Source organism: Burkholderia orbicola (assembly GCF_900100915.1).
Taxonomy (GTDB): domain Bacteria; phylum Pseudomonadota; class Gammaproteobacteria; order Burkholderiales; family Burkholderiaceae; genus Burkholderia; species Burkholderia orbicola.
Genome location: NZ_FNKW01000003.1, coordinates 944,424 through 964,838 on the forward strand (window position 1 = coordinate 944,424; position 20,415 = coordinate 964,838).

At 66.9% G+C, this 20,415-nt stretch carries 17 protein-coding genes and 1 pseudogene; 10 read left to right on the plus strand and 8 right to left on the minus strand.

The annotated features are described in order from the left end of the window. Nucleotides 1-113 precede the first annotated feature (113 nt). Nucleotides 114-1,004 (minus strand): transcriptional regulator GcvA, encoded by an 891-nt coding sequence (gene gcvA, locus BLS50_RS34140; protein WP_027811947.1) that lies wholly within the window; start codon nucleotides 1,002-1,004, stop codon nucleotides 114-116. A 140-nt stretch (nucleotides 1,005-1,144) separates the two neighbouring features. On the opposite strand from gcvA, the gene BLS50_RS34145 reads away from it, so the two are divergent. The 3 genes from BLS50_RS34145 (at nucleotide 1,145) to BLS50_RS34160 (ending at nucleotide 4,938) form a co-directional block, all read left to right on the plus strand. Next, nucleotides 1,145-2,443, plus strand: a complete 1,299-nt coding sequence (locus tag BLS50_RS34145) for an adenylosuccinate synthase (protein ID WP_074808395.1) — start codon at nucleotides 1,145-1,147, stop codon at nucleotides 2,441-2,443. Between the two features lie 300 nt (nucleotides 2,444-2,743). Continuing rightward, nucleotides 2,744-3,694 carry a LysR family transcriptional regulator gene (locus tag BLS50_RS34150; protein ID WP_011549364.1) on the plus strand — a complete coding sequence of 317 codons (951 nt, stop codon included), beginning with the start codon at nucleotides 2,744-2,746 and terminating at the stop codon, nucleotides 3,692-3,694. 272 nt (nucleotides 3,695-3,966) lie between these two features. Further along, complete coding sequence (locus BLS50_RS34160) at nucleotides 3,967-4,938, plus strand: sulfonate ABC transporter substrate-binding protein (RefSeq protein ID WP_074808398.1); 972 nt, start codon at nucleotides 3,967-3,969, stop codon at nucleotides 4,936-4,938. A gap of 61 nt (nucleotides 4,939-4,999) precedes the next feature. Here BLS50_RS34160 and BLS50_RS34165 read toward each other — a convergent pair whose 3' ends face one another. Then, on the minus strand, nucleotides 5,000-5,980 hold the full coding sequence (locus tag BLS50_RS34165; protein WP_175849125.1) for an AraC family transcriptional regulator: 981 nt from the start codon (nucleotides 5,978-5,980) through the stop codon (nucleotides 5,000-5,002). A 597-nt stretch (nucleotides 5,981-6,577) separates the two neighbouring features. Between BLS50_RS34165 and BLS50_RS34175 the strand changes: the two genes are divergently transcribed. From BLS50_RS34175 to BLS50_RS34190, 4 genes are all read left to right on the plus strand, one after another. Further along, nucleotides 6,578-7,459: a LysR family transcriptional regulator gene (locus BLS50_RS34175; protein WP_074808404.1), complete on the plus strand. Its 882-nt coding sequence runs from the start codon at nucleotides 6,578-6,580 to the stop codon at nucleotides 7,457-7,459. Between the two features lie 225 nt (nucleotides 7,460-7,684). Next, nucleotides 7,685-8,923: an efflux RND transporter periplasmic adaptor subunit gene (locus tag BLS50_RS34180; protein WP_074808407.1), complete on the plus strand. Its 1,239-nt coding sequence runs from the start codon at nucleotides 7,685-7,687 to the stop codon at nucleotides 8,921-8,923. A 15-nt stretch (nucleotides 8,924-8,938) separates the two neighbouring features. Further along, a complete protein-coding gene (locus tag BLS50_RS34185; RefSeq protein ID WP_074808411.1) occupies nucleotides 8,939-12,130 on the plus strand; it encodes an efflux RND transporter permease subunit in 3,192 nt (1,063 codons plus the stop codon). 2 nt (nucleotides 12,131-12,132) lie between these two features. Further along, nucleotides 12,133-13,659 (plus strand): efflux transporter outer membrane subunit, encoded by a 1,527-nt coding sequence (locus BLS50_RS34190; RefSeq protein WP_074808414.1) that lies wholly within the window; start codon nucleotides 12,133-12,135, stop codon nucleotides 13,657-13,659. A 106-nt stretch (nucleotides 13,660-13,765) separates the two neighbouring features. On the opposite strand, the gene BLS50_RS34195 is transcribed toward BLS50_RS34190, so the two are convergent. The 3 genes and pseudogenes from BLS50_RS34195 to BLS50_RS34210 all read right to left on the minus strand — a co-directional run bounded on the left by BLS50_RS34195 (nucleotide 13,766) and on the right by BLS50_RS34210 (nucleotide 16,319). Then, nucleotides 13,766-14,479 (minus strand): dienelactone hydrolase family protein, encoded by a 714-nt coding sequence (locus BLS50_RS34195; protein ID WP_027809700.1) that lies wholly within the window; start codon nucleotides 14,477-14,479, stop codon nucleotides 13,766-13,768. Between the two features lie 275 nt (nucleotides 14,480-14,754). Next, entirely contained in the window at nucleotides 14,755-15,066 is a 312-nt protein-coding gene (locus tag BLS50_RS34200) for a DUF4148 domain-containing protein (RefSeq protein ID WP_074808416.1), read from the minus strand. Between the two features lie 288 nt (nucleotides 15,067-15,354). Further along, nucleotides 15,355-16,319, minus strand: a pseudogene (locus tag BLS50_RS34210) (GlxA family transcriptional regulator). Between the two features lie 173 nt (nucleotides 16,320-16,492). Between BLS50_RS34210 and BLS50_RS34215 the strand changes: the two are divergent. Next, nucleotides 16,493-17,134 carry an HD domain-containing protein gene (locus BLS50_RS34215; RefSeq protein WP_011549374.1) on the plus strand — a complete coding sequence of 214 codons (642 nt, stop codon included), beginning with the start codon at nucleotides 16,493-16,495 and terminating at the stop codon, nucleotides 17,132-17,134. A gap of 71 nt (nucleotides 17,135-17,205) precedes the next feature. Here BLS50_RS34215 and BLS50_RS36155 read toward each other — a convergent pair whose 3' ends face one another. Continuing rightward, nucleotides 17,206-17,541, minus strand: a complete 336-nt coding sequence (locus tag BLS50_RS36155) for a hypothetical protein (protein ID WP_176934359.1) — start codon at nucleotides 17,539-17,541, stop codon at nucleotides 17,206-17,208. Between the two features lie 358 nt (nucleotides 17,542-17,899). On the opposite strand from BLS50_RS36155, the gene parS reads away from it, so the two are divergent. Then, nucleotides 17,900-18,355, plus strand: a complete 456-nt coding sequence (parS, locus tag BLS50_RS34225; RefSeq protein ID WP_027809696.1) for a type II RES/Xre toxin-antitoxin system antitoxin — start codon at nucleotides 17,900-17,902, stop codon at nucleotides 18,353-18,355. Beyond that, on the plus strand, nucleotides 18,352-18,831 hold the full coding sequence (locus BLS50_RS34230; protein WP_011549376.1) for an RES family NAD+ phosphorylase: 480 nt from the start codon (nucleotides 18,352-18,354) through the stop codon (nucleotides 18,829-18,831). The genes parS and BLS50_RS34230 overlap by 4 nt, the downstream gene beginning before the upstream one ends. 47 nt (nucleotides 18,832-18,878) lie before the next feature. Here BLS50_RS34230 and BLS50_RS34235 read toward each other — a convergent pair whose 3' ends face one another. Next, nucleotides 18,879-19,814 (minus strand): tyrosine-type recombinase/integrase, encoded by a 936-nt coding sequence (locus BLS50_RS34235; protein ID WP_074808425.1) that lies wholly within the window; start codon nucleotides 19,812-19,814, stop codon nucleotides 18,879-18,881. A 79-nt stretch (nucleotides 19,815-19,893) separates the two neighbouring features. Next, complete coding sequence (locus BLS50_RS34240; protein WP_074808752.1) at nucleotides 19,894-20,406, minus strand: DUF2165 family protein; 513 nt, start codon at nucleotides 20,404-20,406, stop codon at nucleotides 19,894-19,896. Between the last annotated feature and the right edge of the window lie 9 nt (nucleotides 20,407-20,415).

Consider the following 20,415-nt stretch of genomic DNA (forward strand, 5'->3'; position numbering starts at 1 on the left):
CGATCATGCGATGCACGAAGGTAAACACGTTCCGCAGGTTTATCCAATTTGATTTGGAATCCTGCTCATATCGAAAATATACGGCACACATGCAGGGGTGAGCGCCACCCACCCTACACAGTCGCGCTTCCCGTTGCCTTCAGCCAGTCCTTGAACGCGCGTACGGCGTCATCGTCCGCCCGTGCGGACGCCACATACGTGAAGTAGCGCCATGGCGGCAGCGCCGGTTCGCTGAACGGCTGCACGAGCCGGCCTTCGGCGATGTCGTCGGCGACGAGCGCGATCGGCCCCATCGCGACGCCGAGCCCGTCGAGCGCGCCTTGCAGCGTCAGGTAGAAATGCTCGAGGGTGAGCGAGTGCCGCGGCACGAGATTCGGATGCCCGGCCGCCGCGAGCCATTCCGGCCACATGCCCGGATAGGTTGCCGCGTGCAGCAGCGTGAAGCCGGCGAGATCGGCGGGCGTATCCAGCGACCGGCCCTCCAGCAACTTCGGCGCGCACACCGGCAGCCGCACTTCGGACAGGAATTCCTCCGCGACGTACCCGTCGATGGCCTGCGGGCCGCCGCGAACGATCAGGTCGACCTTGTCGCGCAACTTGTCGATCGGCTCGTTCGACGTCGACAGCCGCACCTCGATGGCCGGATGCGCGACCTGGAACGACGACAGCTTCGGGACGAGCCAGCGCAGCGAGAACGTCGCGGGCGCGCTGACGCGCAGCACGCGCTGCTGTGCGTGGCCGAAATGCTGTGCGGTGGCGAGCGCGATCCGGTCGAACGAAGCGCCGACCTCGGCGAGGTACGCGCGCCCGGCCGCGGTCAGTTCGACGCGCCGGTTGTGGCGTTCGAACAGCGGCCGGCCAAGCCATGCTTCCAGTTGCTGCACATGCCGGCTGATCGCGCCGTGCGTCACGCACAGCTCGTCCGCGGCCAGCGTGAAGCTGCCGAGCCGCGCGGCGGCTTCGAATGCGCGCAGCGAATTCAACGGAGGGAGTCGTCGGGCCATTGCATCGTTTCGTGTGAAATTTACTCACACGATGGTTCAGGTTTAATCGTTTGATCGGGTGATCCGGCTCCGTCAATATGGCACACAAACGGCCGACCTGGCCGAACCAGTGTCTGAATTTCTCACATGGAGTACGGAGCATGCCGAACGTGGTGGTCGTGGGCGCCCAATGGGGCGACGAAGGCAAGGGGCGCGTCGTGGACTGGCTGGCGGCGCAGGCCGATCTCGTCGCACGCTACAACGGTGGCCACAATGCGGGCCACACGCTGGTCGTCGGCGGCAACACGTACAAGCTCGCGCTGCTGCCGAGCGGCATCGTGCGCGGCAAGCGTGGCGTGATCGGCAACGGCGTGGCGCTCGACCCCGAAGCGCTGCTCGCGGAAATCGGGCGGATGGCCGAGCTCGGGCTGTCGGTGACGCCGGACAACCTGTCGATCGCCGAGAACGCGACGCTGGTGCTGCCGATTCACCGTGCGATCGACCAGGCGCAGGAGCGTTTGCGCCGCGAGCCGATCGGCACCACGCTGCGCGGGATCGGGCCGGCCTACGAGGACAAGGTCGGGCGTCGCGGGCTGCGCGTCGGTGATCTCGCGGAACCGGACGGACTCGCCGCCAAACTCGACGTGCTGGTCGACCATCACAACGCATGGTTCCGCGGCCTGGGGCTCGACGAGTACGATCGCGACGCGATGCTGGCGACGCTGGTCGCGCTCGCACCGAAGATCCTGCCGTTCGTGCGTCCTGTCTGGGCCGACCTCAACGACGCGACCGATCGCGGCGAGCGCATCCTGTTCGAGGGTTCGCAGGCCGTGATGCTGGATATCGACTGGGGCACGTACCCGTTCGTGACGTCGTCGGGCACCGTGGCCTCGGCCGCGGCCGCCGGCACCGGGCTCGGTGCGGCGAAGCTCGGCCACGTGCTGGGTGTCACGAAGGCGTATGCGACGCGGGTCGGCGGCGGCCCGTTCCTCACCGAGCTGACCGACGCCACCGGCGAAACGCTGCGTGCGCGCGGACAGGAGTTCGGCGTCAACACCGGCCGGCCGCGACGCTGCGGATGGCTCGACGCCGCGCAACTGCGCCAGGCCGTCAGGATCTCGGGCATCGATTCGCTGGCGCTCACCAAGCTCGACGTGCTCGACGGCTTCGAGTCGATCGCGCTGTGCGTCGGTTACGAATTCGACGGCGCGCGCGTCGATCATCTGCCCGCGAGCCTCGATGCGCAGTCGCGCGCGAAGCCGCTCTACGAACGGTTCGAAGGCTGGCAAGGCTCCGTGAAGGGCGTGCGCGAGCGGGCGGCGCTGCCGCGCGCCGCGCAGGATTTCATTGCGCGCATCGAAGCTGTGGCGGGGGCGCCGGTTTCGATGATCACGACCGGCGCGGAGCGCGACGACACGATCGTGTTGCGCGATCCGTTCGATGCGGCCGCCGCCGCGTAACGCGCGAGACGCGAAGAGCGTCGATCGACGCGCGGTATCGTGGTCGGCCGGTCGTTTTTGCCGACCGTTCCCGTTGGTTCGTCGACCCATTCGGTACGGACGGACGACCGGCCCGGATGCCGTGCGGCGAACGGCTCGGCGGCACGATTCGGCATCCGGATCGTGCCGCATACGGCGAACTGGACACGCCTGCAACGCTGCTGTACTGTTCCGCACAATTCGCGCCAGACCGGCTCGTGCCGGCGCCGCCGGCCCCCTGGCCGCACGGCGGTGCGACGTGACAATCCCGGGGGCAGGTCGATGGACACGTTACAGATGATGCGCATTTTCGTCCGGGTCGCGGAGGAGGGCAGCTTCACGAGCGCGGCCCAGCGCCTGGACATCACGACGGCCTACGCGTCACGCTCGGTCGCGCAACTCGAAACGCATCTGCGCACGCGCCTGCTCAACCGCAGCACGCGCCGCATCGCGCTGACCGACGCCGGGCAGCGCTATCTCGACCGCTGCCAGCGCATCCTCGGCTATATCGACGAAGCGGAAGCCGAGGCGGCCGACGCGCAGGCGAAGCCGTCCGGACGGCTGCACGTTCACGCGACGACGAGTTTCGGCCAGTCCTACGTGATGCCTGCGGTCGTGCGCTACCGCGAACGCTATCCGTCGGTCGCGGTCGAGCTGACGCTGTCGCAGCACGTGCCCGACATCATCGACGAAGGCTACGACGTGTCGCTGCAGCTGAGCACGACGGAGCTGCCCGATTCCGGGCTGGTGTCGCAGCGGCTCGGCGACGTGGGCAGCGTGCTGTGCGCGTCGCCTGCCTATCTGAAGGCGCGCGGCACGCCGCGCACGGTGAGCGATCTCGCCGGGCATGCGTGCCTGCGGCTCGTCACGCCGCTGTTTCCGCGCGACCGCTGGCATCTCGACGGCCCGAACGGCCGCGAAACGGTCGAATTGCCGCTGCCGGATTTCCAGGTGAATATCGCCGATGCGCTCGGCACCGCGCTGCGCGCGGGGCTCGGGATCGGCTCGCTGCCGATGTCGGCGGCGCTGCCCGCGCTCGCGAGCGGCGCGCTGGTGCGTGTGCTGCCCGATTACCGGCTGCAGAAGCTGACGGTCTACACGTTGTATGCGTCGCGTCAGTATCTCGATGCGAAGATCCGCACGTTCGTCGATTTCCTGCGGGAATGCGTGCCGGAGATGCTGGCCGCCGACGAGGCTGCGTTGAACGCTTGTTGCGCGTCCCGTCAATCCTGATTCACGCATGATCGGCACGTGAGTGCCGCGCACGGTCTTTCAGCTTGACGGAAATGGTTCGTATTCCTTTATTAAAAGCGGGTGGCGCAGGAATGTGTGCGGACCGTTCCCGCCAACGATGCCCGTGCCATCGGCATGCCTTTATGAAAACGCTCGCTTTCGATATCGAACATCGTTGGTTCGGCCAGCGGTAGGCGCCTTTTAGAATCGGTTCGACCTGCTTCATCGCATGCGCGCTTCGTGCGCGCCCACTTCATCGAACCCGAAACGACATGGCAGATCGACACTCCAGCATCCGCCGCCGGCTCATTCATGCCGGCCTGGCGATCGCGGCAGGTGCCGCCGCCCACCCGGGCCTTGCGCTAGCCAGCGCGGCCGGCGCGCGGACGTTGCGCATCGGATATCAGAAAGGGCCGCTCAGCCTGCTGAAGGCGCGCGGCACGCTGCAGGGCAAGCTCGCGACACTCGGCGTGAACGTCACGTGGACCGAGTTCCCGTCGGGCCCGCCGCAACTCGAGGCGCTGAACGCGGGATCGATCGATTTCGGCGATGTCGGCGAAGCGCCGCCGATCTTCGCGCTCGCGGCCGGTGCGCCGCTCGTCTACTACGCGCAGACGCTGGCCGGTCCGGCGACCGAAGCGGTGGTCGTCGCGAAGGATTCGCCGATCAAGACCTTTGCCGATCTGCGCGGCAAGCGCATCGCGCTGGTGAAGGGATCGAATACGCACTTCCTGCTGGTGAGGCTGCTGCAGGCCGCGAAGCTCGGCTATACCGACGTCACGCCGGTCTGGCTGTCGCCGTCCGATGCGCGGGCGGCGTTCGAGAACCGTTCGGTCGATGCGTGGATCATCTGGGATCCGTTTCTCGCGGTGGTCCAGCAGGCATTTGGCGCGCGTATCGTCGCGGACGGCACGGGGCTCGTCGAGAACCGCAGCTACTATTTCGCGTCGCGTACGTACGCGCAGCGCAATGCCGACGTGCTCGACGCGGTCGTGTCGGAACTGGCGACGGTCCAGCGCTGGCTCGACGCGAACCGCGCGCAGGGCGCGGCCGAATTCTCGAAGCTGTGGGGCATTCCGGAGCCGGCCGTGGCGCTCGCGTTTCGCCGTGCGCGCTTCGGCGTCGAGCCCGTCACCCGCGACACGCTCGCGTACCAGCAGCGCATCGCGGACGTGTTCTATCAGGCCGGCATCCTGCCGAAACGCGTCGACGTCAGCCTCGCTGCGCCGCCCTCGCTCGCGTGAACGAATAGCCGGCCCGACGATCGGGGGCGCGGCGAGCAACTTCCTCGCTTGCGAAATCCGGTCATGGCGCGACCCGCGACAGAGGCACCGCTTCGCCGCGCAGCCTCGCGACGTCGCGGCCCGGTGCGTCGCCGAACAGCCGGGCGTATTCGCGGCTGAACTGCGACGCACTCACGTAGCCGACGCTTCGGCACGCCTGCCGCGCATCCATCGCCGACAGGCACATCAGGCGGCGCGCCTCCTGCAGCCGCAGCACCTTCTGGCATTGCAGCGGACTCATCGACGTAACCGCACGGAAGTGATGGTGGAAGGTCGACGGACTCATCTCCACCTGTCGCGCGAGCGCGTCGACCGCCATCGGATCGAGGTAGTGGTCGCGAATCCATGCGACGGCGCGCGAGATGCGCTGGGTCGTCGAACCGGCGTCGCCGATCTGCGCGACGCGCGCGCCCGACGGGCCGCGCAGCAGCCGGATGAGGATTTCGTCGACGATCAGCGGTGCGAGCAGGTCGAGGTCGTCCGGTTGTGCGATCAGTTGCATCAGCCGCGCGACGGCGTCGACGATTTCGGGCGTTGCGTCGAGCGTGTCGAGCGCGCCGTAGTCGACCGCCTTCGGCAGTCCGTGCGGAAAGACGACCGGCGTGAGCGCCGCGATACGGTGCGAATCGAGCTCGAGTTGCGCGTAAAGGAATGGCTCGGTCGGGTTCGCGCGCGTCACGCGTCCGGTCACGGGCAGGTCGGCGGTGGCGACCAGCATCCGCGATTCGTCGATCCCGTAGGTAGCGTCGCCGACCCGCATCGATTTCGCGCCTTGCCCGACGAGGCTCAGGCACGCGTGGTGCACACCGTGGTTCCACTGCGGCGACGGTGCGGAAGCGCGCGCGACGCGCATGCCGCGCAATGGAAGGTCGAACATGCCGTCGTGCGGCGCGTACGCGGCGATCAGCGCCGCGAGCCGGGCCGTGGGTAACCGGGCGGGCGACCGGGCATCGTGATCCGGCGGGGTGCGCGGTTGCGGCGGCGTTCGGGCGTCGATTTCCATGTTGGGTAAGCGGTTGGCGGAGTGAGCGATGCAATGCGTGCGGCCGCGATCCCCTGTCGAGGCGCATGGCACGGCGCTCACATCGTACGGCGAGTCGCGTGCGCGGGATTGCCTAAACCTGTCCGAAATTAGCCCGATCATCCGGACCTGCGTGGTCGGCGGCCGCGTCGCCCGTCGGTGCAACGTGTGCAGCGCACAAATTCGGAAATTAAGGCAAAACAATCGCAGGATCGGGCAAGCCATTTTCCGGCGGTTTCCCTACCATTGCACCTGCTGAAGGAAATGCGATTCAGCGCGCCCGGATGATGCGGGCGACACCGTCCGCGTGATGCGCGGACGCCGCCGGCCTTGCCGCGTGCGTCGCCGCCGCGAATCGCCGGAAAAGACTCAGGACTGCTACTGAACGATCGTGCATCGGGCTTGCCGAGGCCGGTTTGCGCCTGTTGCAAGCCGGTGCGTGCCTGTCGCGAGCGTGCCGACCGACCCGGCTGAGCCGGTGGCGGGGCCGCTGCATTGGCCGGGCCGATGCGGGCCGGCTGCGGCGCGGCGTCGGGTGCAGGTAGACGGGCAGTCGTCCGCGCAGGGGAATCCGGACAAATGGACCAACTTCAATCGATTCGGGCATTCGTGACGGTGGCAAGGGAAGGCGGATTTCGCCGGGCGGCGACGCGGTTGCGCGTGTCGACCGCGATGGCGAGCCGGCTGGTCGACGCGCTCGAGACGCGCCTCGGCGCGCGCCTGCTTCAACGCAGTACGAGCCATCAGTCGCTGACGGAAATCGGCGAGCTGTATCTCGCGCGCGTCGAGCGGATTCTCGGTGCGATCGACGAGATCGACGGTCGTTTCGTCGCGATGGGCAGCAAGCCGGAAGGCGTGCTGCGCGTGGCCGCGCCGGTTGCGTTCGGGCTCAGCCAGTTGAGCGCGCTGCTCGATCGTTTCGTGCACCGGTTTCCGGACGTGCGGCCGACCGTGACGCTGACCGATGCCCACGTCGACCTGACTGCCGAGGACATCGACGTCGCGTTCCTGACGGACGGCATGCCGGTGTCCGGCGCACACGCGTTGCATACGCTGGCCGCGTACGAATCCGTGCGGGTCGCGGCGCCCGATTATGTCGCCGCGCACGGCGGCGCTGCGGCATCGGGCGACTGGCCGGACATCGCGGCCGTGCGGCTGGAGCTGCCGGCGGCCGACGACGATCCCATGGCCGGGGTGCGATCCGGTGCGGCAACGAGCAATGCGGGCGTCGGCCATCTCGAGATGGCGCGGCGGCTGGCCGTGGCCGGCATGGGCGCCGCGGTGCTGCCCGCGTATCTCGTCGACGCCGATCTGGCAGCCGGCACGCTGGTGCGCGTGGCCCCGCTGCACCCGCTCGCGCCCGTCACGTTGAAGCTCGCGCATGCGCGTGCCGCGCGTTTGCCGGCCGCCGCGCGCGCGTTCATCGAATTCGCCGGCGCCGCATTCCGGCCCGCGCACTAGCAGTCTGGCCGAACCCCCGGCACCGTGCGCCCGCGAAGGCCGCGGGCTCGCCGTTCTTTTTTCGGAAGCAGTTCGGCAAACGAACGCTCCGCAGGGTGCAACGCACACCCGCAACACGCGTCCGCATCCGCGGCGGACAGGACATTGCAGGTCCGCCGCGCGTCAGGGCCATGAGGAGATCTGGTGATTCCCATTGAAGGTCGTCTAATTGTGAGAGGTCGCTCCATGCGCGTCGAACGGGTTCCATACCGCTTAATCACTGCCGCAACGGTTGCCGTTTTCCTGGCCGCGTGCGGGAAAAAAGAAGCGGCGCCGCCGCCGCAAACGCCGGAAGTCGGCGTCGTCACCGTGCAACCGCAAGCCGTGCCGGCGGTGACCGAACTGCCGGGCCGCACCAGCGCGTTCCTGGTCGCGCAAGTGCGCGCGCGGGTCGACGGCATCGTGCTGCGCCGTGAATTCACCGAAGGCACCGACGTCAAGGCCGGTCAGCGCCTCTACAAGATCGATCCGGCGCCGTACATCGCGGCGCTGAACAGCGCGAAGGCGACGCTCGCGAGGGCGCAGGCGAACCTCGTCACGCAGAACGCGCTGGTCGCGCGCTACAAGGTGCTGGTCGCCGCGAACGCGGTCAGCAAGCAGGATTACGACAACGCAGTCGCCACGCAAGGCCAGGCCGCGGCGGACGTCGCAGCCGGCAGGGCGGCGGTCGATACCGCGCAGATCAACCTCGGCTATACGGACGTCGTGTCGCCGATCAGCGGCCGCGTCGGCATCTCGCAAGTGACGCCGGGCGCTTACGTGCAGGCGAGCCAGGCGACGCTGATGTCGACCGTGCAGCAGCTCGATCCGGTGTACGTCGACCTCACGCAGTCGAGCCTCGAAGGGCTGAAGCTGCGTCAGGACGTGCAGAGCGGCCGTCTGAAGACGAGCGGCCCGGGCGCGGCCAAGGTGTCGCTGATCCTCGAGGACGGCAAGACCTACTCGGAGCCGGGCAAGCTGCAGTTCTCGGATGTGACGGTCGACCAGACCACCGGCTCGGTGACGATCCGCGCGGTGTTCCCGAACCCGAATCGCGTGCTGCTGCCGGGGATGTTCGTGCGCGCACGGATCGAGGAAGGCGTGAACGAGAACGCGTTCCTGGTGCCGCAGATCGGCGTCACGCATGACCAGAAGGGTCAGGCGATCGCACTCGTCGTGAGCGCGGCCAACAAGGTCGAGATGCGTCCGTTGACGACGACCGGCACGTACGGTCAGAACTGGATCGTCGAAGGCGGTCTGCAGGCGGGCGATCACGTGATCGTACAAGGCGTCGACAAGGTGCGCCCGGGCGCGACCGTGAAGACCGTCGCCGCGCAGCTCGCCCCGGCGCCGGACGCCGCATCCGCCACATCGGCAGGCGCCGCGCCGGCGAGTACCGCGACGAGTGCCGCAGCGAGTTCGGCCGCCGCGTCGAGCGCGCAATAACAGGGAGTCCTTTTCATGGCCAAGTTCTTTATCGATCGCCCGATCTTCGCGTGGGTGATCGCGATCGTGCTGATGCTGGCCGGCGTTGCATCGATCTTCAAGATGCCGATCGCGCAGTATCCGACGATCGCACCGCCGACGATCCAGATCCAGGCGAACTATCCGGGCGCTTCCGCGAAGACGGTGGAAGACACGGTGACGCAGGTGATCGAGCAGCAGATGAGCGGTCTCGACAACTTCCTGTACATGTCGTCGACGAGCGACGATTCGGGCAACGCGACGATCACGCTGACCTTCTCGCCGGGCACGAATCCGGACGTCGCGCAGGTGCAGGTGCAGAACAAGCTGTCGCTCGCGACGCCGAACCTGCCGCAGGTCGTGCAGCAGCTCGGCATGCAGGTCACGAAGTCGAGCAGCAACTGGCTGATGTGGTTCGCGTTCAACTCCGAGGACGGCCGGATGTCGAAGGAGGACCTGACGAACTACGTGGCCTCGCACGTGCTCGATCCGCTGAGCCGCGTGAACGGCGTCGGCCAGACGCTGCTGCTCGGTTCGCAGTTCTCGATGCGGATCTGGCTCGACCCGATCAAGCTGACCAACTACAGCCTCACGCCGACCGACGTGACGGCCGCGATCACGCAGCAGAACGTGCAGATCGCGGGCGGCCAGATCGGCGGCACGCCGGCGAAGCCGGGCACCGTGCTGCAGGCGACGATCACCGAATCGACGCTGCTGCGCACGCCCGAGCAATTCGGCAACATCCTGCTGAAGGTCAATCAGGACGGCTCGCAGGTTCGCCTGAAGGACGTCGGCCGCGCGGCGCTGGGTTCGGAGAACTACACGTTCGACACGAAGTACATGGGACAGCCGACAGCCGGCCTCGGTATCCAGCTCGCGACCGGTGCGAACGCGCTGGCGACCGCCAACGCGCTGCGGGCCAAGATCGACGAGCTGTCGAAGTACTTCCCGCACGGTCTCGTCGTGCACTACCCGTACGACACGACGCCGTTCGTGCGCCTGTCGATCGAGGAAGTGGTCAAGACGCTGATCGAGGGCATCGTGCTCGTGTTCCTCGTGATGTACCTGTTCCTGCAGAACTTGCGCGCGACGATCATCCCGACGATCGCGGTGCCGGTCGTGCTGCTCGGTACGTTCGCGATCATGGGCCTCGCCGGGTTCTCGATCAACACGCTGTCGATGTTCGGCCTCGTGCTCGCGATCGGCCTGCTGGTCGACGATGCGATCGTGGTGGTGGAGAACGTCGAACGCGTGATGGCGGAAGAGGGGCTGTCGCCGAAGGAGGCGACCCGCAAGGCGATGAGCCAGATCACCGGCGCGCTCGTCGGCGTGGCGCTCGTGCTGTCGGCGGTGTTCGTGCCGGTGGCGTTCTCCGGCGGCTCGGTCGGTGCGATCTATCGTCAGTTCTCGCTGACGATCGTGTCGGCGATGGTGCTGTCCGTGCTCGTCGCGTTGGTCCTGACGCCGGCCCTGTGCGCGACGATCCTCAAGCCGATCCCGCAAGGGCATCACGAAGAGAAGAAGGGCTTCTTCGGCTGGTTCAACCGGACGTTCGATCGCAGCCGCGATCGCTACACGAGCGGCGTGAACCACGTGATCAAGCGCTCGGGCCGCTGGCTCGTGATCTATCTCGCCGTGTTTCTCGCGGTCGGCGTGATGTTCGCGCGGCTGCCGAAGTCGTTCCTGCCCGATGAAGACCAGGGCTACATGTTCATGATCGTGCAGACGCCGTCCGGCTCCACGCAGGAAACGACCGGCAAGACGCTCGACAACATCAACACGTACCTGACCACCGCCGAGAAGGACGTGGTCGACTCGGTGTTCACGGTCAACGGCTTCAGCTTCGCGGGCCGCGGCCAGAATGCGGGCCTCGTGTTCGTGAAGCTGAAACCGTACGAGCAGCGCCAGCGTTCGGACCAGAAGGTGCAGGCGCTGATCGGCCGGACCTTCGCGCATTATTCGACGTACAAGGACGGGATGGTGATTCCGTTCAACCCGCCGTCGATTCCCGAACTCGGCACGGCTGCCGGTTTCGACTTCGAGCTGACGGACAACGCCGGCCTCGGTCACGAAGCGCTGATGGCCGCGCGCGGCCAGTTGCTCGGGCTGGCCGCGAAGGACCCGGCGCTGGCGCTGGTGCGCCCGAACGGCCTGAACGACACGCCGCAGTACAAGGTCGACATCGATCGCGAGAAGGCGAACGCGCTCGGCGTGACGGCCGCGGCGATCGACCAGACGTTCTCGATCGCATGGGCGTCGCAGTACGTGAACAACTTCCTCGATACCGACGGCCGGATCAAGAAGGTGTACGTACAGTCGGACGCGCCGTTCCGGATGACGCCGGAGGACATGAACATCTGGTACGTGCGCAACAGCGGTGGCGGGATGGTGCCGTTCAGCGCGTTCTCGACCGGCCACTGGATCTACGGGTCGCCGAAGCTCGAGCGTTACAACGGCGTGTCGTCGATCGAGATCCAGGGGCAGGCCGCGGAAGGCAAGTCGACCGGCCAGGCGATGGCCGCGATGGAAGCGCTCGCGAGCAAGCTGCCGGAAGGCATCGGCTATTCGTGGACGGGCCTGTCGTTCCAGGAAATCCAGTCCGGCTCGCAGGCGCCGATCCTGTACGCGATCTCGATTCTCGTCGTGTTCCTGTGTCTGGCGGCGCTATATGAAAGCTGGTCGATTCCGTTCTCGGTGATCATGGTCGTGCCGCTCGGCGTGGTCGGCGCGCTGCTCGCGACGATGCTGCGCGGTCTCGAGAACGACGTGTTCTTCCAGGTCGGCCTGCTGACCACCGTCGGCTTGTCTGCAAAGAACGCGATCCTGATCGTCGAGTTCGCGCGCGAGCTGCAAGCGGGCGGGAACATGGGGCCGGTGCGTGCGGCGATCGAGGCGGCGCGCCTGCGGCTGCGTCCGATCCTGATGACGTCGCTCGCGTTCATGCTGGGCGTGCTGCCGCTCGCGATCAGCAACGGCGCGGGCTCGGCCAGCCAGCATGCGATCGGTACGGGCGTGATCGGCGGGATGATCACGGCGACGTTCCTCGCCATTTTCATGATCCCGATGTTCTTCGTGCGGGTTCGCGCGATCTTCAGCGGCGAGACGGAAAACGTCGACGACGCATGGCGTCTCGTGCAGGGCGACCTGCAGCGCGGTCACGACGACGCACACGATTCGAAGGGGCAGTAACGATGCAAAAACATGCTTTGACTGCAACCGCGGTCGCACTGGCTGCCGCGCTGTTTGCCACGGGCTGCACGATGGCGCCGCACTACAAGCGGCCCGACGCACCCGTCGCGCAGGCGTATCCGGCGGGCGGCGTCTACGCGACGCAGCCGGGTGCGGCCGGCGCGCACAGCGCGAACGGCCAGGCGGCGACTGCCATCGGCTGGCGCGAGTTCTTCGTCGATCCGCGCCTGCAGCGGCTGATCGAAATCGCGCTGAAAAACAACCGCGACCTGCGCGTATCGGTGCTGAACATCGAGGCGGCGCGTGCGCAGTACCAGATCACGCGTGCGGGGCTTTTCCCGACGCTCGACGGTACGGGCACGGGCAGCATCCAGCGCTATCCGCAAGGTGTCTCGCCGACCAACCAGGCCTACATTTCGCGCGTCTACAACGTCGGATTGTCCGCGTCGTGGGAGCTCGACCTGTTCGGCCGCGTGCAGAGCCTGAAGGATCAGGCGCTCGCGCAATACCTGTCGACCGCGTATGCGCGACAGGCGTCGGAGATCTCGCTGGTGTCGCAGGTGGCCGATCAATACCTGACGCTGCTGTCGACCGATGACCTGCTGAAGGTCACGGAAGACACGCTGAAGACCGCGCAGGCATCGTACGACCTGACCAAGCTGCAGTTCGACAACGGTACGGGCTCGGAGCTCGAGCTGCGTCAGGCGCAGACGGTCGTCGAGACGGCGCTCGCGAACCAGCAGGCGCAGGCCCGTGCCCGCGCGCAGGCGTTGAACGCGCTGGTGCTGCTGATCGGCGAGCCGCTGCCGGACGATCTGCCGGCGGGCATGCCGCTCGATGCGCAGAACCTGCTGACGGACGTGCCGGCCGGGTTGCCGTCGGACTTGCTCACGCGTCGCCCGGACGTGATGCAGGCCGAGCAGACGCTGTTGGCCGCGAACGCGAACATCGGCGCGGCGCGCGCGGCGTTCTTCCCGCGCATCTCGCTGACAGCCGCGTTCGGTACCGCGAGCCCGACGCTCGGCGGCCTGTTCAAGGCCGGCACGGCGGCGTGGTCGTTCGCGCCGAACATCGCGCTGCCGATCTTCGAGGGCGGCCAGAACATCGCGAACCTCGATCTCGCGAACGTGCAGAAGCGCATCGAGATCGCGAACTACGAGAAGGCGATCCAGTCGGCATTCCGCGAAGTGTCGGACGGCCTCGCCGCACGCGGCACGTACGACCAGCAGATCGCGGCGCTGGAGCGCAACGAGCACGCGCAGCAACGTCGTTTCGACTTGTCGGACCTGCGTTACAAGAATGGTGTCGACAGCTACCTGTCGGTGCTGACCGCGCAGACGGATCTGTACTCGGCGCAGCAGTCGCTGATCAGCGCGCGCCTGGCGCGCTGGACGAACCTGGTCGACCTGTACCGCGCACTCGGCGGCGGCTGGATTCAGCGTGCAGGCGAAGCGCCACGCGCGCCGGATACACCGGTCGACTACGGCAAGGCGTCAGCACCGGCGCCTGCGTCGGCCGCGAACGGGTAAGCCGCCTGTCAGCACGTCTGAAGGGATGTGAAAACGAAAACGCCACGGACGGTAAATCCGTGGCGTTTTCTTTTGTACCGTCGCCCGCGCGGCGAGCGGTGTTACGTCAGGCCTGCTTCGTCCACAGCGTCCGGCCGAAGAACGTGAGCGTGCGGTCCCACGCCGTTTCCGACCACACCGGATCGAACTGCGTGCCGGCGATGCGGCCGGGGCCGACGGCCGTTTCGTTCGCGAACGCATGGTGCGCGAGATAGCGATGGAATTCGAAACCGACCTTCGCATCGGTCAGCTTCTTTTCCAGTGCGTCGACCTGGTCGATCTTGAAGAACGCATCCTGCGTCGCCCAGTGTCCCATCAGCGGCACCTTGAGCTTGGCTGGATCGATATAGTCGAGCGGCGGCAGGCCGTACCACGTGACGCCGGCGTCCGCCTCGGCGTACTGCAGCGACAGCAGCGTGAGGGCGCCGCCCATGCAGTAGCCCGTCACCGCGACCCGCGGCGCCAGCGTCTTCAGGTACGCGACTGCGCCGGGAATGTCCTGCGACGCGGCGTCGCCGAAATCGAGGCCCGTCATCAGGTGGTGTGCTTCCTCTTCCTCGACCGTCGACTTGCCGCGATACAGGTCGGGCACGAGCGCGAAGTAGCCGCAGCGCGCGAGGCGATCCGCGACGCCGCGGATCTGGTCGTTCAGCCCCCACCATTCCTGGATGACGACGACCGCGGGCGCGCCTTCGGTCCGTGCCGGCGTGGCGAGATAGCCCTGTAGCTCCTGGCCGTCGGGGCGGCGAAACGTGATCGTGGAACCGGATGTTTGAGACATGAAACCGCTCCTTTTCGAAAAATACGCCGAGTGCGACATCGGGCCGGCCAGCGGGCGTCGTGATACCGCTCGCGTTCGTTCTGGCCGGCACCGACCACGCGGCCATTCTATGCGCAAACACCGGACGCTTGCGTGAACGGTGCCGCGCGGCGCGCGACCGGCGAAGGGAGCGGACGACCGGAAAGCAAACACCCCGCCCCGATGAACGGGAGCGGGTGTCGCGGGTACGCCGTGCGGATCGGAATGCGCCCGGAATACGCCGGTGCGTATCAGGCTTACTGGCCGAAATAGACAGAGTCGCGGCCTTCCTGTTTGACCGCGATCGCGCGGCCGGCACGCGTGCCGGCGGCCGCTTGCGCGCCGTAGCCGGCTTCCTCGGCATTCGTCACGCGGGCCTGCGCGGTTTGCAGCGCACGCGGGTAATACTGGTCGGAGACTTCGGGCTTGTAGCCGGCCTGTTCGAGCTGGACGAGTTCCGCACGCACCTGCGCGCGCGTCAACTGGCCGGACGGGTTCGACTGGGCGAATGCGCCGTACGACGCGCAGAGCGCAGCTGCGGCGACGACAGCGGTGATGAACGATTTCATGGTGACCTCCGGTTCTGTTGATTTCGCGCTTCGCACGTTGCGTTCAGCGGGTGATTGCATCGTAACGATCGCGTTACCGGCCGGAAATACGCGTTGCGGCGAATCATTATTGCAACGGAGTAAACGATTCGCGCGGCATGCAATTTCATCCGAAGATTGCCGCGAGCCGGAGCAGGAGCATGGCTTTCAGCGGACGACAGGGGCGATCGGCGCAGCAGCAGCGGGATGGACAGTTGAGTCGGATTCCGAATTATTTTTTGCGAGGCCGCCGGCGTCGCTCGTTCCACATCACGCAGCCAGCGTCATCTGCCGTTCCGGTATTCGGCGGGTGTGATGCCGACATGCCGGGTGAACGCCCGCCTGAGCGTATCGACGTTCGCGAAGCCGCATTTCGCGGCGACCTGCTTCGGCGTGTCGCGGCCGTCCTCGAGTAGCTGGCGGGCAACCGAGATGCGCGTCGCCTCCACCCATGCGGCTGGCGTCATGCCGACTTCCGCGCGAAACAGCCGTGCGAAGTGGCGCGGGCTCATGCCCGCATGCTTCGCCATGTCGGCCACCGAATGCTCGAGTTCCGGATGCGCCGCGATCCAGCGCTGGACTTCCTGCAGCACCGAACGCCCGGCGGGGCGCGCCTCGCCCTTGCGGCTGAATTGGAGCTGCCCGCCCGGGCGCTTGAAGAACATCACCAGTTGCGCGGCGACGCGTCGTGCGATCTCGTGGCCCAGATCCTCCTCGACCAGCGCGAGCGCGAGATCGAGCCCGGCCGTGACGCCGGCGCCGGTGCGCAGCTTGCCGTCGCGCACGTACAGCGCGTCGGCGTCGACGGCGACGGACGGATACGCTTGCGCGAATGCCTCGGCGGCGGCCCAGTGCGTGGTCAGGTGACGCCCTTTCAGCAGGCCGGTGGCCGCGAGGATGAACGCGCCGGTGCAGATCGAGCCGTAGCGCCTGCTTTGCACGGCCGCCGAGCGCAGCCATGCAAGGACGTCCGTGCGCAGCAAGATCTGGCCGGCGTGCGGCGCGCCGGCGACCAGCAGCGTGTCGATGCGCTCGGGGATGTCGGGCGCGATCCAGTCGGGCAGCAGCCGTGCGCCGGACGAACTGCGGATCGGCCCAGGCCCGCTCGCGATGATCCGCGGCGTATAGAACGGCTTCCCGCATTCGACGTTCGCTTGCGCGAACACGTCGAGCGGCGCGGAGACGTCGAGCAGTTGCACACCCGGAACGGCGAAAATACCCACGACCTTCGGCATGATCGATTGCGTGTCGTATCGAACCTGATGCGCAGCAGTATAGGGGCGCTGGCTTGGCCGCGCAGGCACCGTGTCCGTTCGTCGCGCGAAATGGCAGGATTCGTCGTAACACGTCCATTGGAGACATCTGTCGGACTCCGGAGAATCGAGGCTGTCTTCCATGGAGGTCGATCATGACTGTGAACGTTGCCGGCATCACCCTTCCCGATACGCGTCTGACGCGCGAGATCACCGAGCTCGTGCGCGATACCGAGTCCGAGCTGCTGTTCCACCACTCGAGCCGCGTGTTCTATTTCGCGGCGCTGGCGGGCCGGCGCCGCGGGCTCGAGTACGACCCGGAGCTGCTCTATTGCGGCTGCATGTTTCATGACATGGGGCTCACGCACCGGCACAGCAGCGCATGCGAGCGCTTCGAAGTGGACGGCGCGAACGCCGCGCGCGATTTTCTGAAGGGCAAGGGGATTTCGCAACAGGACATCGATGTCGTGTGGACCTCGATCGCACTGCACACCACGCCCGGCATCCCGCAACACATGCATCCGGTCGTCGCGTTGGTCACCGCGGGCGTCGAGATGGACGTGCTGGGGCTCGCTTACCCGGAATACAGCGACGTCGAGCGGGAAGCGGTCGTGCGTGCGCATCCGCGCACGCCGCATTTCAAGGAGGACATCATCCAGGCGTTCTACGACGGCATCAAGCACAAGCCCGGCACGACGTTCGGCAACGTGAAGGCCGACGTGCTCGCGGACAAGGATCCGCATTTCCATGCGGGCAATTTCTGCAGCGTGATCCGGTCGTCCGCGTGGGCCGGCTGACCACGGACGGGCGACCGTGCATCACCCCACGTTGATCGGTTGCCCGACGTGCGGCAGGTTCGGCGCCGACGTCACGCTTGGGCCTTTGCGGAGCCGCTGAGCGTGGTGATCGTCTTGTCGCAGACTTCCGAGCCCGCGAATTTCGCCGCGCCGGCCGCACCATCGGCACGATGGTTGAGCCAGTTGCCGCGCGCGCCGGCGTTGATGCTTCGGTTGTGTTCCAGCGCAAGCCGATATCGGGCGGGGATTTCATCATGCTCGAGCCGATCGCCGTGTCCACCATTACCGCGCCCGCGAAGTTCAGCGCGCTGCTGACCAATGCGCTGAGGCCGGTTGTGTCGAACAGTAAGTAGGCCGTCCGGTGCGAGGTGCGATTTCGAATGTACGGAAACGGTTGGAGCGGGCACGGGAGCGATTCGTCACGCGCGACGAGGGTGAGTCGACTGGTTCGGCTTGCTGGAGCGGTCGAGGGGTAATCCGTAGAACCCTGCGTGTTGCCGGGGACGGTGAGGAATTGGACAGGGAAAAGAGGCGATTCCTCCAATTCGCGTATTACCGTTGGAAATTTGTTACGTGACAACTTCATATCATCAGGGACGATGACTTTATATACTGAATTTCTACGCCCCCTCACCAAGGCGAATCTCCGATTCGCGTCCCCCTGAATACTGGTCTCCCAGCCCCGATCGGCAAGCCCACGCTCAACGATCCGCATGCTTGCGGCAAAACGCCTATAATAATTGGGCAAATTGCCGGAGACAGGTCATGAGCACCATCGCTTTTCATCCTTCGGGCGTCGCCCATCCGCGCCAGGCCGAATTCACGATTCTCGAGCAGCTACTGGCGGTCCGCGTCCGGTCGGGCGCCGATCTGGCCGAGCTGGCGAGCGCGCGCGTCGACGTGTCGGTGATCGACCGGCTGTCGGAGCGCGGGCTGAAATCGGACGAGCTGGCTTTCATCATTCCGCGCCGCACGCTGAGCCATCGCCGCCAGGCGCACGAACGCCTGTCGCCGGAAGAGTCGGACAAGGCGATTCGCCTCGCGCGCATCGTCGCGCAGGCGACGGCCACCTTCGGCGACCAGGACAAGGCGATGGCGTGGCTGCGCAACGGGCTCCAGCGCTTCGGCGGCCGCACGTCGCTCGACATGGCGAGCACCGAGCATGGCGCGCGGCTCGTCGAAGAGGCCCTTACGCAGATCGACGAGGGGTACTTCGCTTGACGACGCTGTGGCGGATCAGCAATTACGCCGATCTGAAAGGCATCGGCGGGTTGCGGGCCGGCGGGCGCTGGCATTTCGCCGGGCAGCCCGTCGTGTATCTCGCCGAGCATCCGGCGCTCGCGTTGCTCGAGACGCTCGTGCATTTCGAAATCGCCACCGTCGCGCAATTGCCGAGCGGATATCAGTTGCTGCGTATCGAGGTGCCCGAGTCGGTGGACGTCGCCGAAATCGCGGAAGGCGATGCGCCGGACGACTGGCGCACGAACGTCGACTGGACCCGCAGCGCCGGCACCGAGTGGCTGCACACGCAGCCGAGCGCGCTGCTGCGCGTGCCGAGCGTCGTCGTGCCGCACGCGCACAACTTCCTGTTGAATCCGCTGCATCCGGCCGCGTCCGAGATCCACATCGCGGAAGTGATGCAATCGCCGTACGACACGCGGATCTTGCGGCTGGTTCAGTCGAAGCCGGGCGAGTAACGAACCGGAACGAGCACGATGCGCGCAGGGCGGCGCGCGACGCGCGATCAATGCTCGTGGGCAGCGCGATCCGCGGCCGCGTCGGGCGGCAGTGTCTGCCGAATGCGCGTGACCGTCCGCATGCTGGCCAGGCCGAGCATCGCCGTGACGTCGGCATGCGCGTGGCCGGCGAGCAACTGGCGGCGCGCATACGTATTGCGCAGTACGCGCGGGCTCATGTCCGCTGCGCGAAAGCCGATCGCGTTCAGCGCGTCACGCACCACGAGCAGCAGGAACATGTCGTTCATTGCGCCTCCGCGCGGCGCGGGAAACAGCAGCGCCGACGGCGGCACGTCGGTCGAGCGCGCGCGCCATGCGGCGAGCGGCGCTATCGCGAACGTGGGTAGCTCGATTCGGCGCGCCGGCCGCGCGCGATTGCGCGGCACCAAAAACACCGGCGGCCGCGCGTCGAACTCGGGCGCGTCGGCGCTCGCCGCGCGAATTTCGGCCGACGTGATACCGCTCGCGAGCAGCAGCGCGACGATCGCGCGATTCCGGCAATCGGCCGGCGTGTCGTCCGCTTGAGGCTGCACATGGCGCTGCAGCGCCGCGTCGGCATCGGGCGGCAGGTAGCACGGCTCGGGCTCGCCGTCCGGCCAGGCGAGATCGCGCGTCGATCGGCCGGCCGGATGGATCGTCCGCACGCCGGCGTCGACCAGATGCCGGCCGAGCCGGTCGATCAGCTTCGCATAGCGCACGCGCGTCGACGTGCCGGGCGTGCAGGTGCGGTCGAGTTCCGCGAGGAAGGCCGCGACGTGGTCGGGCCCGAACGTGGCGAGCGATACGCGTTGCGCGCTCAGGTGGCGCATGAATCGCTCGAACATCGCGACGTGCTGCACGACCGAGCGCGGCGCGAACGGCCGGCGGCCGGCGCCGGTCGCGGCGGTTTCCTGCCAGGCGCGAAACGCGCCGACGGGGTCGTGAATCCAGCGAGCCGTGTCCATCTCCGCTTTATAGCCGGACACGGTGACGCCGGCAATCGTCCGGATGTCCGGTCGGTCGGCACGCGACGAAACTGGCCCGTCAGTGCGCGGTACGCGTGTCGTCGACGCCGTCGTTGTTCATCGTCAGGTAAACGAGCACGAGCAGCAGCGTGATGAAGAACCGGAACGCGTCCGGCACGCCGTTCCATTGCTTCGACATCCACATCCCGAACCATTCGCCACCGATCGACATGAACGCGACCTGCCACGTCAGGAAGCCGAGCGTCAGGCCGGCGATCGCATGGCCCTTGGCCGCACGGAATGCCGCATCGCCGGCGCGCCGCGCGCGCAGCAGCCGGGCACCGCCGATCCAGCACAGCACGGCCGTCAGTGTTTCCATCGAAATGATGCCGATATAGCCGGCGTGATGAACCCACGTCGTGCCGATCGCGCGATACATGATTCCGTTGCCGGGGAAGGTGGTATCCATCAGGAACACGTGGTGTACGAACGCGAAATTCGTCGCGTAGTCGGTGATGTTGCCGAACGCGACGAGCGACGCGAAAAAGGCCATGGCCAGCACCATGGCTGCCTTGGAAAGACGAGTGATCATCATGGACTC